The sequence below is a fragment of the Streptomyces odontotermitis genome, assembly GCF_050510915.1.
In the GTDB taxonomy this organism is placed as follows: domain Bacteria; phylum Actinomycetota; class Actinomycetes; order Streptomycetales; family Streptomycetaceae; genus Streptomyces.
In genome coordinates, this window is sequence record NZ_JBNJLS010000001.1 from 722,808 (window position 1) to 737,719 (window position 14,912).

The window sequence follows — 14,912 nt, forward strand, 5'->3', positions numbered from 1 at the left end:
CGGGACAACGGGACCTGGTTCGGAACAACGGGACTTACGGGATTTACGGGATTTACGGGATTTACGGGGACTGACGCGACTTATGACAGCGGACGCGAACACAGGCACTCCGGCGTCGCCGCCCCTCACCGAGCGCCAGGAGGCGCGCCGCCGCCGCATCCTGCACGCCAGCGCCCAGCTGGCCAGCCGGGGCGGCTTCGACGCGGTGCAGATGCGTGAGGTGGCCGAGTCGTCGAGCGTCGCCCTCGGCACGCTCTACCGCTACTTCCCGTCCAAGGTCCATCTGCTGGTCGCCACCATGCAGGACCAGCTCCAGCACATGCACACCACGATCCGCAAGCGCCCGCCCGGCGGCGAGAGCCCGGCCGAGCGGGTCGCGGAGACGCTCATGCGGGCCTTCCGCGCGCTGCAGCGGGAGCCGCACCTCGCGGACGCGATGGTGCGGGCGCTGACCTTCGCGGACCGCAGCGTCAGCCCCGAGGTGGACACGGTCTCGCGGCTCACCACGGCGATCATCCTGGAGGCCATGGGCCTCACCGAGCCGCCGACCGCCCAGCAGCTCTCCGCGGTCCGCGTCATCGAGCACACCTGGCACTCGGCCCTGATCACCTGGCTCTCCGGGCGGGCCTCGATCGCCCAGGTGAAGATCGACATCGAGACGGTCTGCCGGCTCATCGACCTCACCACGCCACCGCCGAAAACGGGCCCCGCCCAGTAGCACGGGCCGGTCCGCCCAGTAGCACAGACGGATGCGCGGGGGCGCACGCCCGCGCGGCCGATGCGCCCCGTGCCCCCTCTTGGCCTCCCCTTGGCCAGATCTCTGCGTCCATGGCGCCGGTGGCGCCGCTATGAATGGTCTGGCGTGCTTGGGGACCCGTCCGGCCAGACCCTCCGGACGGGGCCCACGAGGCGAACGGACCGGAAAATGCGGAGCTGGAGGGGCAGAGCGTGATCCGGGTACTGCTCGTGCACGATGCCTGTCTGTTGCGATCGGCTCTGGCGGAACGACTCGCCCGCGAGCCTGACTTGGAGGTGTTTCACGCTCCGTGGCGCGGAGCGCGGGGTCACACCACTGCGGTGCGCCCCGACGTCTGCGTGGCGGACCTGGACTGTGAGACGACGTACGGAATCGCCCCGCTGGGCGAGCTCATGAACAGCGCGACGGGCCGAGGGGGCCCACCGCTGCTCGTGCTCGCCAGCGCGCACCGTCCCGGGCTGCTGCGGCGGTCCATGGAGGCGGGGGCGCTCGGCTACGTCGACAAGGCGAGTCCGCCGGAACGGCTGCTCACCGCGATCCGTCAGGTCGCGGCGGGCGCCCGCTTCGTGGACGAGTCACTGGGTTTCGGTTTTCTGAAAGCGGCCGACATGCCGTTGACCCAGCGGGAGTTGAGCGTGCTCTCACTCGCCGCCGGGGGTGCGTCGATCGCGGACATCGCGCGCCGGCTCCATCTGTCCAACGGGACGGTGCGCAACTACATGGCCGCGATCACCCGGAAGACCGGGGCGCGCAACAGGATCGACGCCATACGGATATCCCAGGGGGAGGGCTGGGTGTGAGGCCGCCGCCGTGGCCTGCGGGGACCAGTTCCCCGCGAGGTCGCGGTAGAGCGGAGACCGCTCGATGAGCTCGCCGTGCCGCCCGCACAGGGTGCGTGGCCCGTCCATCACGAGGACACGCCCTGCACGGCGGGCCGAGCTGATGCGGTGCGCGATCACCACGAGGGTGGACCCCGGCCGGGCCGCGAACGCCCGCTCGGCGCGGGCCTCCGCCACCGGGTCCAGATGGCAGGTGGCCTCGTCGAGCAGGACGAGGGCGGCGCGGGACACGTACGCGCGGGCCAGGGCTATCAACTGCCGCTCCCCCGCCGAGAGTTGCGCCGGATCGACCGCTCCCTCGAGGCCGCCGAGCCGCCGCAGCAGCCCGCCCATGCCGACGGCCTCGGCGGCCGCCGCGAGCTCCCCGTCGGGCGGCGGGTCGGACTCCGCCCGCAGATAGCGCAGGTTCTCCCCGAGGGTCCCGCTGAAGACGTACGCCTCCTGCGGGATCAGCACCCGTCGCCCCACCGCGTCCGCCGAACGCGCCTCCCGCCCCTCGACCCGCACGCCCCCCGCCCCCGGCACGAGCAGCCCCGCGACGAGCCCCGCCAGGGTGGACTTCCCCACCCCGCTGGGCCCGACGACGGCCAGGTGCTCGCCCCGCGCGACGGTGAGGTCGAGGTCCCGTATGACGGGTTCGGCGCGGGGCCCGTAGGCGAAGGTCACGGAGGTCAGCCGCACGGCAGGAGGTGGCGTCCCCGCCTCCGAAGGAGCAGGTCCCGCAGAGGAGTCGGGGAGTTCGGGCCGTCGCGACGAGGTGTCCGACGTCAGCCGCCGCAACACGATCACCAGCCGCGATCCCCCCGCCCCCAGCCCGTGCACCAGGTTGTGCAGCGCCGGGAGGAGCGCCTGCGTCAAGTAGGCGAGGGCGCCCGCCAGATCGCCGGGCGTCACCTGGTGGTCGAGCAGCCACGGCGCCGTCACGAGGAGCAGGACGATGGGCAGCTGGCCGCCGACGGTGAGGGCGAGCAGGCGCAGGACGCCCCAGCGGGCCAGGGTGCGGGCCGTGCGGGCCTCCGCCGCGATGGACGCGTTCAGCGCGGTGGCCGTCTGCTCCTCGGCGCCCGCCGCCGTGACGTCCCGCAGTCCCGGGCAGACCTCGCCGAGCCGGGCCGCGAGTGCCTCGTCCGCGATCAGGAACTCCTCCTGGCGGCGGGCCAGCGGCGCGAGCGTCAGGGCGAACAGGAGGAGCCCCGCGAACAGCGGCGGGACCACGATCAGGAGCAGCGCGGGAGAGAGCTTGAACAAGCCGATCAGGGCGCCCGCCGCGGTGAAGACGAAGGAGCGCGAGACCATGACGAGGCCCGCGAAGGTGTCCCGCGCGATCTCCACCTGCTGGGTGAGCCGGGAGACCGCCGCGCCGTCCGCGTCCCGCAGGCCGCGCGCCACCACCCGCCGCGCGAGGGCGTCCCGCAGCGGCTCCACGAGCCGGGCGACGGCCCGGTAGACCCGCCCCGTCCCGTACGCCGCCGCGAGCACCCCGAGCGCGGCGGCGCCGAGCCAGCCGAGCCCGGTCCGCTCCCGGCCCGCGAGGAACCCCTCGTCGAGGGCGCGCGCGAGGGCGTACCCGGTGAGGAACGTCTGGCCCGTCTCCAGGACCGACCAGAAGGCCAGCTGGGCGACGACCCATCGGCGGGCCCAGAGGAAGCGCATGCCCTTGCGGTACGTGCCTTCGGCCCCGCTCGTACCCTTGCGGTCCGTGCCTTCGGCCACGCTCATGCCTCCCCCGCCCACTCCGGCCCCTCCGCTTCACTTGCTTCCTCCGCCTCCCCGAACACGGCCCGGTACTCGGGGAGTTGCCACAGCTCCGCGTGCGCACCCATCGCCCGGATGCGGCCGCCGTCGAGCCAGGCCACCAGGTCGGCGCGGGCCGCCGTGGCGGCCCGGTGGGCGATGATCAGGCGGCTGGACTCGGGGGTGTGGCGCAGCAGCGACTCGGCGATGCGGTGTTCGGTGACCGTGTCGAGGCTGGACAGCGCGTCGTCGAGGACGAGCAGCCGCCCGCCGCGGGCGAACGCCCTTGCCAGGCCCAGGCGTTGGGCCTCGCCTCCGGAGAGCGGGGCCTCGGCGCACGGCGTGGCGTACCCCTCGGGCAGGCTGCGCACGAAGGCGTCGGCGCAGGCGGCGCGGGCGGCCTCGCGGATGCGGGTGGAGCCCTTCGGGCCCGCTTCGCCCGGCGCCGGGAGGCCCAGACCGATCGTGCCCTCGATGGTGGCGCCGAGCAGCGCGGGCCGTTCGAAGGCGTAGCCGACGGCGCGGCGCAGCTCCTCGTGGCCGAGCTCGCGCAGGGGCACGCCGTCGAGGAGCACGGTGCCCTCGTCGGGGTCGGCGAGGCGGCCCGCGAGGGCGGCGAGCAGTGACTTGCCCGCCCCTGAGCGGCCGACGACGGCGAGGGTGTGTCCGGCGGGCACGACGAGGTCGACGCCGTCGAGGACGGTGCGCTTCCCGCGGCGTGCCGTCACGCCGCGCAGCTCCAACTTGCCGTTTCCTGCCGGTAGTTCGGATGCGCCGTAGGGCGTCATGGGTTCCGTGAGGACCTCGTCGAGGCGCCGTCCGGCGGTCCTGGCGCGCACCAGTGTGGAGAGCTGGCCGACGAGGACGCCGATGCCGGTGGCGAGCATCGCGTAGCGCGAGGCGGCCAGCACGTCGCCGAGGGAGACCCGGTGGTTCATGAGGAGATGGCCCGCGACGGCGAGGACGCCGAGCTGGAGCAGGGGCGCGACCGCGAGGGCCTGGGCCTGGGAGCGGCCCTGGACCCGCCACATCCGGTGGCCCTGGCGGGAGAGTTCGGGCAGCGGCCGCAGTACGCGGGCCTCTTCCTTGGTGTGGGTGTGCGCGGCGGCGATGGTGCGGGCGCCGCCGATCGCCTCGGTGAGCAGACCCGCGATCTCGCCCTGGGTGTGCTGGTAGCGGGCGACGCAGTCGGTCGAGGCGCGGGTGAACGCCTTGAGGACAAGGGCCAGTACGGGTGCCCCGCCGAGGAACACGGCCGCCAGCCAGGGGTCGATGAGACCGAGCGCGACGACGGCGCCGAGCGGGCCGACGAGGGCGGCGAGCAGCGCGGCGAGGGTGGCGGGTGCGGCGCCCGCCTGGTTGGCGTTGCCGATGAGCCGGGCGACGAGGTCGCCGGGGGTGAAGCGGGCCGTGGCGCGCGGCCCGGCGCCGCACACCTGGCGCACGAGGCGCTCGCGCATCCGGGCGGTGGTGCGGGCGTTGGTGGTGCCGGTGAGGACTTCCTCGCAGCCGTCGAGCAGGGCCATGCCGCCGACGAGGGCCGCGCAGGCGAGCACCCAGCGGGTGGCGTCGGCGCCGGCGACCAGGCGGTCGAGGGCGTGCCCGATGGCGAGCGGGAGGATCAGGTTGGCGCCCGCGACGGCGACGGTGAGCAGGCACAGGACCGCGCAGCGGCGCGCGCTCGCCCGCAGCTCGGTGCGCACCATGTGGTCGGGGCCGACTGGGGGGTCCACCAGAGGAGTTGCCATAAGCGGTCGGGGGCCTCGCGTCCGTGGCGGGAGAGACGGGGACCGGACGGACCTCCTGGGGGAAGTGCCGTCCGGACCCGTCGTCATGACGGCGCGTCAGCGCAGTGGACGCCGCGCGTCGATGGCGCTACAGCGGTGGTTGTCGGTCAGAGGCACAGCACGACGCTGGCCGCGCTCCAGCAGAGCAGCAGGCTCGCGACGCTGCCGCCGCCACCGCCGCCGCCACCGGTGACCTCTTCGGTCTCCATCGTCTGCAGGTCCAGAAGCGACATGGTGTTCCCTTTCTCGATGTGAAGCGAGCGGTTGCGGTTCAGAGACAGACGGTGACGCTGACGGCGCTCCAGCAGAGCAGCAGGCTGGCGACACTGCCGCCGCCACCGCCTCCGGTGACCTCTTCGGTCTCCATCGTCTGCAGGTCCAGGAGCGACATGGTGTTCCTCTCTTTCTGGGGATGCGGGGACGTTCGGTGGTGCGGTCACGACTCCGCGGCCCCTGGTCCAGGGGTGCGGAGCCGGTTCTGGGGCCGCTCGGGCGGCGGCAGGAACGGCACGTGCGGGGTGTGCGGGCCGTCGCCGAGCGTCGCGCCGAGCGCGAGCAGGCAGCCGGCCGTCCCGGTGTGCAGATCCATGGAGAGACGCATCATCTGGTCGCCGGGGAAGGCGAGTTGGCCCTGGTACGGCATCGTGAACCAGCCGAGCGCCTCGACCTGCGCGGCGACCTCGCCGGACGTGACGTTCGGCGTGGTGGTGCGGCCCAGGTGCAGCAGGAGCCCGGCCCGCCCGCGGAACAGCCCGGGCTGCACACAGAACCGGGCGCGCGCGGCGGCGAGGATGTCGGGGCGTGCGGCTTCGAAGCGTTCGTCGGGCCGGTGGGCGAGGTAGTCGTCGAGGACCATGCCGATGCCGACGCTGCCGTCCCCGAGGTAGGGCAGGGTGCGCCAGCCCTCGTCCACGGCGAGGCTTCCGTCGCGCTGCGGCACGCACCGGTCGAGGTCGGCGTGCAGGGCCCGCGCGGCCAGTTCGAGCAGCGCGGGGTCGCCCTCGCTCTCGTACAGGCGCAGGAAGAGCAGCGCGGAGCCGGCGTGGCCGTGCAGGAGTCCGGCGCGGGGCCTCTTGGGCGGGTCGGCGGCCGCCCGGTCGAGGCGTTCGCCGAGGAGGTGCGCGGCGCGCAGGGCGTGGTCGCGCAGGGTGCGCTCGCCGGTGGTGTCCGCGAGGCCGTGCAGGACGAGGCCGAGGCCCGCGAGCCCGCCGTACAGGTGGGAGGGGAGCCGCTGCCAGTTCTCCCGGAGGATGACGTCGACGAGGTCGAGGGCGCGGCCGCGGTGGCCGAGCGCGTCCAGGACGTGGGCGATGCCCGCGGCCCCGTCGTACAGGCCGAAGGGGGTGCCCTGCGGCACCGGGTCGGTGTGCTTGAGGAGCCAGCGCTCCCCTTCTTCGTAGCGCTCGGCCCCGGTCTGGTGGAGCGCGAGCAGGACCCCGGCGGCACCATGGGCGATGCCCAGTCCTCCCCCCTCGCTGAACTGGGCGATGTCGCCGGGGAAGAGGCGGTCGTCACGGTCCGGTGTGGCCGCGGCGAGGATGGCCCTGACCATGGAGTCCCGGCTCGCGGGCCAGTCCCCCGGCTCGACGGGGGGCCGCTCCCAGGTCACGGGCGCGGTGGCGGCCGCCGTGGGCGCGGACCCGGGCCGCTCGATCTCGCGCACGGCCTCGTCGAGGAACTCCCGTGGCACGTCGGGGAATTCGGCGGCGACGAGCCGGGCGAGGTGTGCGGCCTTGCCCCGGTCCACGGAGAGCAGCGTGGTGAGCGGCAGGAACAGCGCGAGCCGCAGACAGGCGAGGGCGTAGCGGTCGACGTCGGGTCCGGTGCGGTCGGCGGGCGCCACGAAGCCGGGGTGGGCGACGACCTGGCGGCCCGCCTCGCCGCCGGTGGTGGCGGCCTCGAAGTCGAGCAGTGCCACGGTCTTCTCGTCGGGGGCGACCATGATGTTGAACAGGTGCAGGTCGTTGAAGACGACGCCCCGTTCGTGCACGGCCGTGACGGCCTCCTCGACGGCGCGGTGCATGCGCAGCGCCCACTGGGTGTACTCGGCGACGTCGGCCGGGTCGGGGTCGCCGACGCAGAGCGGGTGGCGCTCGGCGTAGAAGGAGTTGAGGGTGCGGCCCTCGAGGAAGTCCATGACGAGGAAGCGGTGGTCGCCGAGGAGGAACCAGTCGCGCACCTCGGGTGCGACGCCGAGGCCCGACAGCGCTCGCAGGGCGTCGCGTTCGCGCTCCAGGCGGGTGACGGCGTCGGCCCCGTCGGCGGCGAGGCCCGCGTGCGGGCGGCCCTCCTTGAGGACGACCTTGCGGCCGTCGCGGGTGTCGGTGCCCACGTAGACGCCGCCGCCGTTGGAGAAGTGCAGCGCCTTCTCGATGCGGTACGGCAGGTCGGTCACGGTCGTCGTGTTGCGCGCGGCCAGGTGGGGTTCGAGGAACGGCGGGAGGGTCACCCAGGCGGGCACCTTGAAGACGGGGTCCCTGGTGTCGGGCACGAGCCGTCCCTCGCCGTCCTCGACGGCGGGCACGAGGTTGCCCTTCTCGTCGGCGCAGACGCGGCGCGTGAAGGCGCCGTAGCGGACGTACAGCGGGCCCTCGCCCCAGCGCAGGTCGGTGAGGATGTACGGGCCCTCGAAGCCCTCCAGGAGCCTGCCCAACTCCCTCAGTATCTCGTGGAGTTGACTCTCGTCGGCGGGGTAGACCGTGACGGCCTTGCCGCTGCCGTCGCGGCCCGCGTACTTGCTGTTGCGCAGGTGCAGCAGCTGGCGGCTCGGCACGAACTTGAAGGGCACGGCGCGCGGCACGCAGTAGTCCCACACGGCGGCGGCGATCGCGTCCGCGTTGGCCAGGGTGGCGCTGACGTGCACCTTCCAGCCCTGCTGCGGGCCGGGCCTGGGCTCGCCGGCGTCGTCGAGCGGGACGAGGGTGAGCCAGTCGCCGGCGCGGCGCTGCCGCCAGCCGGGCGGAACCGGCCTCTCGGCGGTGGCGAACTCCCCGGTGACGGAGGTGTTCTGGGTGCGCGAGGGGACGGAGAGCCGGTCCGGGGTCTCGTAGAAGTGCCTGTCGGCCAGACAGTAGACCTCGTACCGCTTGTCCATGGCGTCCCCTCCCTGCACGGCGTCGGGAGAGAGATTTCCAGGGCGCAAAGGGCGGGGACAGTAACGGCTGTCATCAGATCACCGTGCGGAACGCACGGGTAAAGTCCCGTTCGCCCGCGTTCGAGAACACATTGAGCGCACGATGTTCACAATTCGCATACACATCGCAAACGCCCAAGCCCTCGAACGCGGGCGCGACTTGAACATGCCCCGGGCCAACCCACACTGACCGAAAGTCAGTCCTCCGGCGGGAACACCACTTCACCGCTGCCCACGAGCGTGATCGTGATCGCCTCGACGGGGCAGCCCTCGGCCGCTTCCAGCACCTTCTCGTTGGCGTCGATCTCCGGGTCCGTCGGGTGCGACTGCCGGGCGGAGTCCAGCGAGAAGCGGCCCTCCGCCGTGCTCACGCACATGCCCGAGCCGATGCACACGGACCGGTCGACCTCCACGTGCCAGCGATCACCCATCAGGCACCCGCCCCGTCGTAGCCCGCCGGCAGGTGGATCATCTTGTGCTCCAGGTACTCGCCGAAGCCCTCGGGCCCGAACTCCCGCCCCAGACCGGAGTTCTTGAAGCCGCCGAAGGGGCCCATCATGTCGAGGCTGAAGGTGTTCACGGAGTACGTGCCCGTGCGCACCCGGCGCGCGATGTCGATGCCGCGCTCGGTGTCACCGGTCCACACGCTGCCGCTCAGGCCGTAGTCGGAGTCGTTGGCGATCCTCACGGCCTCCTCCTCGTCCCCGTACGGGAGCAGGCAGATGACCGGGCCGAAGATCTCCTCGCGGGCGATCCGCATCGAGTTGTCGACACCACCGAAGAGCGTCGGCTCGACGTACCAGCCGCGGTCGAGCCCGTCACCGGCCGGACGCCCGCCCCCCGTAAGGATCTTGGCGCCCTCCTCCTGCCCGATGCGGATGTAGTCGAGCGAGCGCTGCTGCTGGCGCTCGGCGACGAGCGGGCCGAGCTCGGTGGCCGGGTCCATCGGGTCGCCGACCTTCAGGGCCGAGGCCGCCGCCGCGAACGCCTCGGCGAACTCGTCGTAGCGCGAGCGCGGCACGAGGATGCGCGTCTGGGCCACGCATGCCTGGCCGTTGATCATCCACGCGAAGGGCACGATGCCCGCGACGGCGCCCGCCGCGTCGGCGTCGGGCAGGATGATCGCGGCCGACTTGCCGCCCAGCTCCAGGGTGACCCGGGTGAGGTTCTTCGCGCAGACCTCCATGACGCGCTTGCCCGCCGCCACGGACCCGGTGAACGACACCTTGTCCACACCGGGGTGCCCCACCAGATACTCGCTGACCTCCCGGTCGGCGCACAGGATCGACAGGACCCCCTCGGGGAGCCCGGCCTCCTGGGCCATCTCGGCGAGGAGGTAGGCGTCCAGGGGCGCCTCGGGCGAGGTCTTGAGGATCACCGGGCACCCGGTGAGCAGCGCGGGCGCGAGCTTGGCGGCGGCGGTGAACTGCGGGACGTTCCACGGCACCACGGCCGCCACGACCCCGACCGGCTCGCGCCGCACGAGCAGCTTGCCGAGGACGCCGTCGCGCGCCTCCTCGTACGGGAAGTCGCGGGCGATGGCGATGGCCGCGTCCCACGCCATCATCGAGGAGAGCGCCTGCACCATCACGCTGGCGGTGAAGGGGGTGCCGTTCTCGGAGCTGATGGTGCGCGCGACCTCCTCGTGCCGCGCCGCGAACAAGTCCTTTATTTTACCGATGACTTCGATGCGCTCCTCGACGGTCATCCGTGGCCACGGACCCTCTTCGAACGCCTTGCGCGCGGTGGCCACGGCCCGGTCCACATCGGCCGGGGCGGCGTGCGGCACCCGCGCGAAGACCTCGCCGGTGTGCGGCGAGACCACCTCGATGACGTCCCGGCCGAGCGGATCGACCAACTCCCCGCCGATGACGAGCTGTCCGTATTCCTTGATGTCCGCGCGTTCCGTCATGGTGACTGCCTCCTGCGACCCGTGCCGCTGCTGACGCCGTCCTACGCTGTCTGACACTGTTTCAGAACTGATACCAGTTCTAGTTATAGTGAGCAATGGCCGCGCGGCCACCGTGAGTTGACAACGAGAGACGGGGGCACCCCATGGCAGAGGTGACCGGACCGCAGGTGACCGACCACGGCGGGGGCGTGTGGAGCATCAAGGTGCCCATCCCGGACAACCCCCTCGGCCACACTCTGGTCCACCTCGTCGACACCGACGCGGGCCCGGTCCTCGTCGACACCGGCTGGGACGACCCGGACTCCTGGACCACCCTCACCACCGGGCTCACCGCCTGCGGCGTGGGCGTCGAGGAGGTGCACGGCGTCGTCATCACCCACCACCACCCCGACCACCACGGCCTGTCCGCGAAGGTCCGCGAGGCGTCCGGGGCCTGGATCGCGATGCACGAGGCGGACGCGGCGGTGGTGCGCCGGATGCGCGAGTACCCGGTCCAGCGCTGGTACGGGTACATGGCCGACAAGCTGCTCGCGGGCGGCGCCCCCGCCGAGCACGTCGCCCCGCTCCTCGCCGCCCGCGACGCAGGCCGCACCCCCAGCCTCCCCGGTGCCCGCGCCGCGCTGCCCGACCGCGCCATCACCCCCGGCGAGCTGCTCACCCTGCCCGGCCGCAGGCTGCGCGCGATCTGGACCCCGGGCCACACCCCCGGCCACGTCTGCCTCCACCTGGAGGAGCGGCACCCGGCCGAACTCCCCGGCCACGGCCGCCTGTTCAGCGGCGACCACCTGCTGCCCGGCATCACCCCGCACATCGGCCTGTACGAGGACCCGGACGACCAGACCGTCACCGACCCCCTCGGTGACTACCTCGACTCCCTGGAGCGCGTCGGCCGCCTGGGCGCCGCCGAGGTGCTCCCCGCCCACCAGCACGCCTTCACCGACGCGCAGGGCCGGGTGCGCGAGCTGCTGGCCCACCACGAGGACCGGCTGCGCGACCTGGCGACCCTCCTGGCCGCCCCGCTCACCCCGTGGCAGCTCGCCGAGCGCATGGAGTGGAACCGGCCCTGGGACCAGATCCCGTACGGCTCCCGCAACATCGCCGTCTCGGAGGCGGAGGCCCATCTGCGGCGGCTCGTGAAGCTGGGCCGGGCGGAGGCCGTGGTGGGCAGCGACCCCGTCACGTACGTGGCGGTGTAAGGAGCGGGCAGCGGAGGGGCGGCGTACGGGCCGGTAGAGTGGGCCCGTCGTCATCATGCCCGTACGGGGGGAAGCCGGTGGAAATCCGGCGCTGACCCGCAGCCGTCAGCCACCGCGAGTGGCGAGCCGGAATGCCTCGTACGGGACGTGACCGGCTCGCGCCATCGGGACGTCCGATGGCCGGCACCGTCGAGGCATACGGAGCCGGAGCCGCCCGGAGCCCGTGTCCGCACGCGCCCGTGCTGCCCCGCTCCCCGCAGGGAGAGGCAACCCGCCGCATCATGAACGTTCGCCGCAGCTCAGCGGTCCTGGCCGCCGTGGCCGCAGCTGTCGTCGTCGGAGCGGCCGCCGCGCCGGCCGCCGTCGCGGACAGCGCGAAGCCCTCGCCCTCCAGCGCCCCGCTCCCGTCCGGCCTGTACGGCAAGGGCGACCCCAAGGCCGACGGCGTCTTCCGCCAGTCGTACGCCCTGCTCGCCCAGGACACGGCGGGCGTCAAGCCCGCGACGAAGGCCGTGGACTGGCTCACCGGGCAGCAGTGCGCGAGCGGCGGCTTCGCGGCCTTCCGCGCGGACGTCTCCGAGCCCTGCGACGCGAAGACGCCGGTCGACAGCAACTCCACCGCCTCCGCCGTGCAGGCCCTCGCCGCGCTCGGCGGGCAGGACAAGACGGTGAAGAAGGCCGTGTCCTGGCTGAAGTCGGTGCAGAACCAGGACGGCGGCTGGGGCTACAACCCGGGCCTGAAGAGCGACGCGAACTCCACCAGCCTGGTCATCGGCGCCCTCGCGGCGACCGGCGAGAAGCCCGCGTCCGCCAAGTCCCAGGACGGCAAGTCGCCCCTGGACGCGCTGGCGAAGCTGGCGATGGACTGCGACAAGGACGGCGGCGCCTTCGGCCTCGCCGACTTCAAGACCGGCAAGCTCTCCCCGAACGCGGACGCGACGGCGGCGGGCGTGCTCGGCGGCCTCGGCCAGGGCCTCGTGGTGAAGCCCGGCGCCAAGCAGGACTCCGCCCCCAAGTGCGCCAAGGCGACCGACTTCGGGCAGGCCACCGTCAACGGCACCGGCTACCTCCTGAAGACCCTCGCCAAGGACGACCACCTGACGTCCACGCTGCCGGGCTCCGAGGACCAGCCGGACTACGGCAACACCGCGGACGCCGTGGTGGCCCTCGCCGCCGCCGGCCAGCAGGAGCAGGCGAAGAAGTCGGCCGACTGGCTGGCGAAGAACGCCGCGGACTGGGCGAAGAAGTCCGGCAGCCCCGCCGCCTGGGCCCAGCTCGTCCTCGCCGCGCACGCCTCGGGCCTCGACCCGCGCGACTTCGGCGGCACCGACCTCGTCAAGGCGCTCAACGCTACGGGCCCGGCCCCGCAGGCCGACGCGGGCTCCGCCGACAGCGACAAGAAGAAGGACAGCGACGACGACGGCGTCAGCGTCTGGTGGATCGTCGGCGTCGGCCTGGTCTTCGGCTGCGGCATCGGCTTCCTGATCAGCGGCCGCAACAAGAAGAACAAGCTGTGACGACGGCGCGGAGCACGGCGGCGCGGAGCGCGGGGGCCCGGAGCGCGAGGGCCCGGAGCGCGGGGGCCCGGATCACGGGGGCGCGGGTCACCGCTTTCCTCGGGGCGCTGCTCGCCGCGGCCCTCGTGCTCACCGCCGCGCCCGCCGCCCAGGCCGCCGGGTACCGGTACTGGTCGTTCTGGGACCGCGACGGCAAGCAGTGGGTGTACGCCACCCAGGGGCCCTCGACCGCGCGGCCCGACGACGGGGACGTGCAGGGCTTCCGGTTCGCCGTCTCCGCCGACTCCAAGGACGACGCCGCCCAGCCGCGCGGCGCCGCCGACTTCGCCGCGATCTGCGCCAGGACGCCCGCCGAGGACGGCCGCAAGCGGATCGCGCTCGTCCTCGACTTCGGCACCCCGGGCGACGCCCCCGGCGGCGAGACGCCGCCGAAGCCGCGTACCGCCTGCGCCCGGGTCGCCGAGGACGCGACGACCGCGGAGGCCCTCGCGGCGGTCGCGAAGCCGCTGCGCTACGACAACAACGCGCTGCTCTGCGCCATCGACGACTACCCGAAGAAGGGCTGCGGCGAGCAGGTCTCCGGCGACGGCCGCGAGGACACGACGAAGCCGGCCGCGGCGGACAAGAGCGGCAAGGACGACGACGGCGGCCCCTCCGTGGGGCTCATCGCGGGCGGGGCGGCCGTCGTGCTGCTCGGCGCGGCCGCGATCTGGCAGGCCCGCCGCCGTCGCGGCTGACGCGGGCGCCCTGGACACGCAGGATGACAGCTGTGAAGCGTGACCGCCGCGTGCGCGGGATGCTCGCGCCCGAGGCGCACCGGAGCAACTCCCTGCATCCGGGCGCCTGGTGGGTGTGGGCGCTCGGCCTCGGCACGGCGGCGTCCCGCACCACCAACCCGCTCCTGCTCGGGCTGCTCATCGGTGTCGCCGGGTACGTCGTCGCGGCGCGCCGCACGTCCGCGCCATGGGCGAAGTCGTACGGGGCGTTCGTGAAGCTCGGGCTCGTGGTCATCGGCATCCGGCTGCTCTTCGCGACGGTGCTCGGCTCCCCGATCCCGGGCACACACGTCCTCGTCACGCTCCCCGAAGTGCCGCTGCCCGACTGGGCGAAGGGCGTGCGGATCGGCGGCCGGGTCACCGCGGAGGGCCTCACCTTCGCCCTGTACGACGGGGTGCGCCTGGCCGGGCTGCTCATCTGCGTCGGCGCCGCCAACGCGCTCGCGAGCCCGGCCCGCCTCCTCAAGTCGCTGCCGGGTGCCCTGTACGAGGCGGGGGTCGCCGTCGTGGTGGCCATGACCTTCGCCCCGAACCTGATCGCCGACGTGCAGCGCCTGCGGGCCGCCCGCCGCCTCCGCGGCCGCCCCGACCGGGGCATCCGGGGCCTGCTCCAGGTCGGACTCCCGGTCCTGGAGGGCGCGTTGGAGCGGTCGGTGGCGCTGGCGGCGGCGATGGACGCGCGGGGCTTCGGGCGCGCGGCACAGGTTCCGGTACGGGTCCGCAGGACAACGGCGGCCCTCACGCTCGGCGGCCTGATGGGCGTGTGCGCGGGCACGTACGGGCTGCTCTCGGCGCAGGGCGCGGGCTACGGCCTGCCGGTCCTGCTGGCGGGGCTCCTCGCCGCGCTCGCCGGGCTCCGGCTCGGCGGCCGCCGCTCGGTGCGCACCCGCTACCGCCCCGATCCGTGGGGGTGGCGGGCGTGGCTGGTGGCCGGGTCGGGGGTGGCCGTGGGCGGCCTGACGATCTGGGCCTCGACGGTGGACTGGACGGCGCTGCACCCGGGCGTCGTCCCACTGGTCGCGCCCTCCCTGCCGCTCTGGCCCGCGGCGGCGGTCCTGATCGGGCTGCTCCCGGCGTTCGTGGCACCGGTGCCCGCGGCGGAGCAGCGCCCCGGCGGCGCACCGGAGGCCCCCGACGCAGGGTCCGCCGAGCCCGCTCTCCCCGTCCCGCCGGTGCACCGCCTGCGCCCTTCCGCCCCGCCCGCCGACGCTCCCGCCGACGCTCCCGCCGACGCCCCCTCCGAGGAGACCTCCCGATGACC

General features: G+C 73.7%; 12 protein-coding genes, 1 pseudogene and 1 riboswitch. Of the genes and pseudogenes, 6 read left to right on the forward strand and 7 right to left on the reverse strand.

The features are described 5' to 3' along the window. Nucleotides 1–82 precede the first annotated feature (82 nt). Both ACQB60_RS03365 and ACQB60_RS03370 read left to right on the forward strand, forming a co-directional pair. A complete protein-coding gene (locus ACQB60_RS03365; protein ID WP_496924273.1) occupies nt 83–718 on the forward strand; it encodes a TetR family transcriptional regulator in 636 nt (211 codons plus the stop codon). A gap of 512 nt (nt 719–1,230) precedes the next feature. Further along, nucleotides 1,231–1,473 (forward strand): annotated as a pseudogene (locus tag ACQB60_RS03370) (LuxR C-terminal-related transcriptional regulator); the annotation flags it as partial. Here ACQB60_RS03370 and ACQB60_RS03375 read toward each other — a convergent pair. The 7 genes from ACQB60_RS03375 to ACQB60_RS03405 form a co-directional block, all read right to left on the reverse strand. Beyond that, nucleotides 1,399–3,315 (reverse strand): ATP-binding cassette domain-containing protein, encoded by a 1,917-nt coding sequence (locus ACQB60_RS03375; RefSeq protein WP_496924274.1) that lies wholly within the window; start codon nt 3,313–3,315, stop codon nt 1,399–1,401. The pseudogene ACQB60_RS03370 and the gene ACQB60_RS03375 sit on opposite strands and share 75 nt — an antisense overlap. Beyond that, a complete protein-coding gene (locus tag ACQB60_RS03380; protein ID WP_496924275.1) occupies nt 3,312–5,078 on the reverse strand; it encodes an ABC transporter ATP-binding protein in 1,767 nt (588 codons plus the stop codon). The genes ACQB60_RS03375 and ACQB60_RS03380 overlap by 4 nt, the downstream gene beginning before the upstream one ends. A gap of 146 nt (nt 5,079–5,224) precedes the next feature. Then, nucleotides 5,225–5,350 carry a SapB/AmfS family lanthipeptide gene (locus tag ACQB60_RS03385; protein WP_384837521.1) on the reverse strand — a complete coding sequence of 42 codons (126 nt, stop codon included), beginning with the start codon at nt 5,348–5,350 and terminating at the stop codon, nt 5,225–5,227. Nucleotides 5,351–5,388: 38 nt separating this feature from the next. Continuing rightward, nucleotides 5,389–5,508 carry a SapB/AmfS family lanthipeptide gene (locus ACQB60_RS03390; protein WP_384837524.1) on the reverse strand — a complete coding sequence of 40 codons (120 nt, stop codon included), beginning with the start codon at nt 5,506–5,508 and terminating at the stop codon, nt 5,389–5,391. A gap of 45 nt (nt 5,509–5,553) precedes the next feature. Then, nucleotides 5,554–8,211: a class III lanthionine synthetase LanKC gene (lanKC, locus tag ACQB60_RS03395; protein ID WP_496924276.1), complete on the reverse strand. Its 2,658-nt coding sequence runs from the start codon at nt 8,209–8,211 to the stop codon at nt 5,554–5,556. A gap of 236 nt (nt 8,212–8,447) precedes the next feature. Next, entirely contained in the window at nt 8,448–8,681 is a 234-nt protein-coding gene (locus ACQB60_RS03400) for a ferredoxin (RefSeq protein WP_496924277.1), read from the reverse strand. Further along, the gene (locus ACQB60_RS03405; protein WP_496924278.1) at nt 8,681–10,162 is read right to left on the reverse strand and encodes an aldehyde dehydrogenase; all 1,482 of its coding nucleotides are present in this window, start codon (nt 10,160–10,162) and stop codon (nt 8,681–8,683) included. Before ACQB60_RS03405 ends, ACQB60_RS03400 begins: the two co-directional genes overlap by 1 nt. Before the next feature lie 143 nt (nt 10,163–10,305). Here ACQB60_RS03405 and ACQB60_RS03410 point away from each other — a divergent pair, with 143 nt between their 5' ends. The 4 genes from ACQB60_RS03410 to ACQB60_RS03425 all read left to right on the forward strand — a co-directional run bounded on the left by ACQB60_RS03410 (nt 10,306) and on the right by ACQB60_RS03425 (nt 14,910). Further along, the gene (locus ACQB60_RS03410) at nt 10,306–11,358 is read left to right on the forward strand and encodes a Strvi_7410 family MBL fold metallo-hydrolase (RefSeq protein ID WP_496924279.1); all 1,053 of its coding nucleotides are present in this window, start codon (nt 10,306–10,308) and stop codon (nt 11,356–11,358) included. A gap of 68 nt (nt 11,359–11,426) precedes the next feature. Then, nucleotides 11,427–11,494, forward strand: a riboswitch (cobalamin riboswitch). Between the two features lie 145 nt (nt 11,495–11,639). After that, on the forward strand, nt 11,640–12,875 hold the full coding sequence (locus ACQB60_RS03415) for an SCO2321 family membrane protein (RefSeq protein WP_496924280.1): 1,236 nt from the start codon (nt 11,640–11,642) through the stop codon (nt 12,873–12,875). 71 nt (nt 12,876–12,946) lie between these two features. Continuing rightward, complete coding sequence (locus ACQB60_RS03420) at nt 12,947–13,612, forward strand: SCO2322 family protein (RefSeq protein WP_496924766.1); 666 nt, start codon at nt 12,947–12,949, stop codon at nt 13,610–13,612. A gap of 23 nt (nt 13,613–13,635) precedes the next feature. Then, nucleotides 13,636–14,910: an energy-coupling factor transporter transmembrane component T gene (locus ACQB60_RS03425; RefSeq protein WP_496924281.1), complete on the forward strand. Its 1,275-nt coding sequence runs from the start codon at nt 13,636–13,638 to the stop codon at nt 14,908–14,910. Nucleotides 14,911–14,912 lie beyond the last annotated feature (2 nt).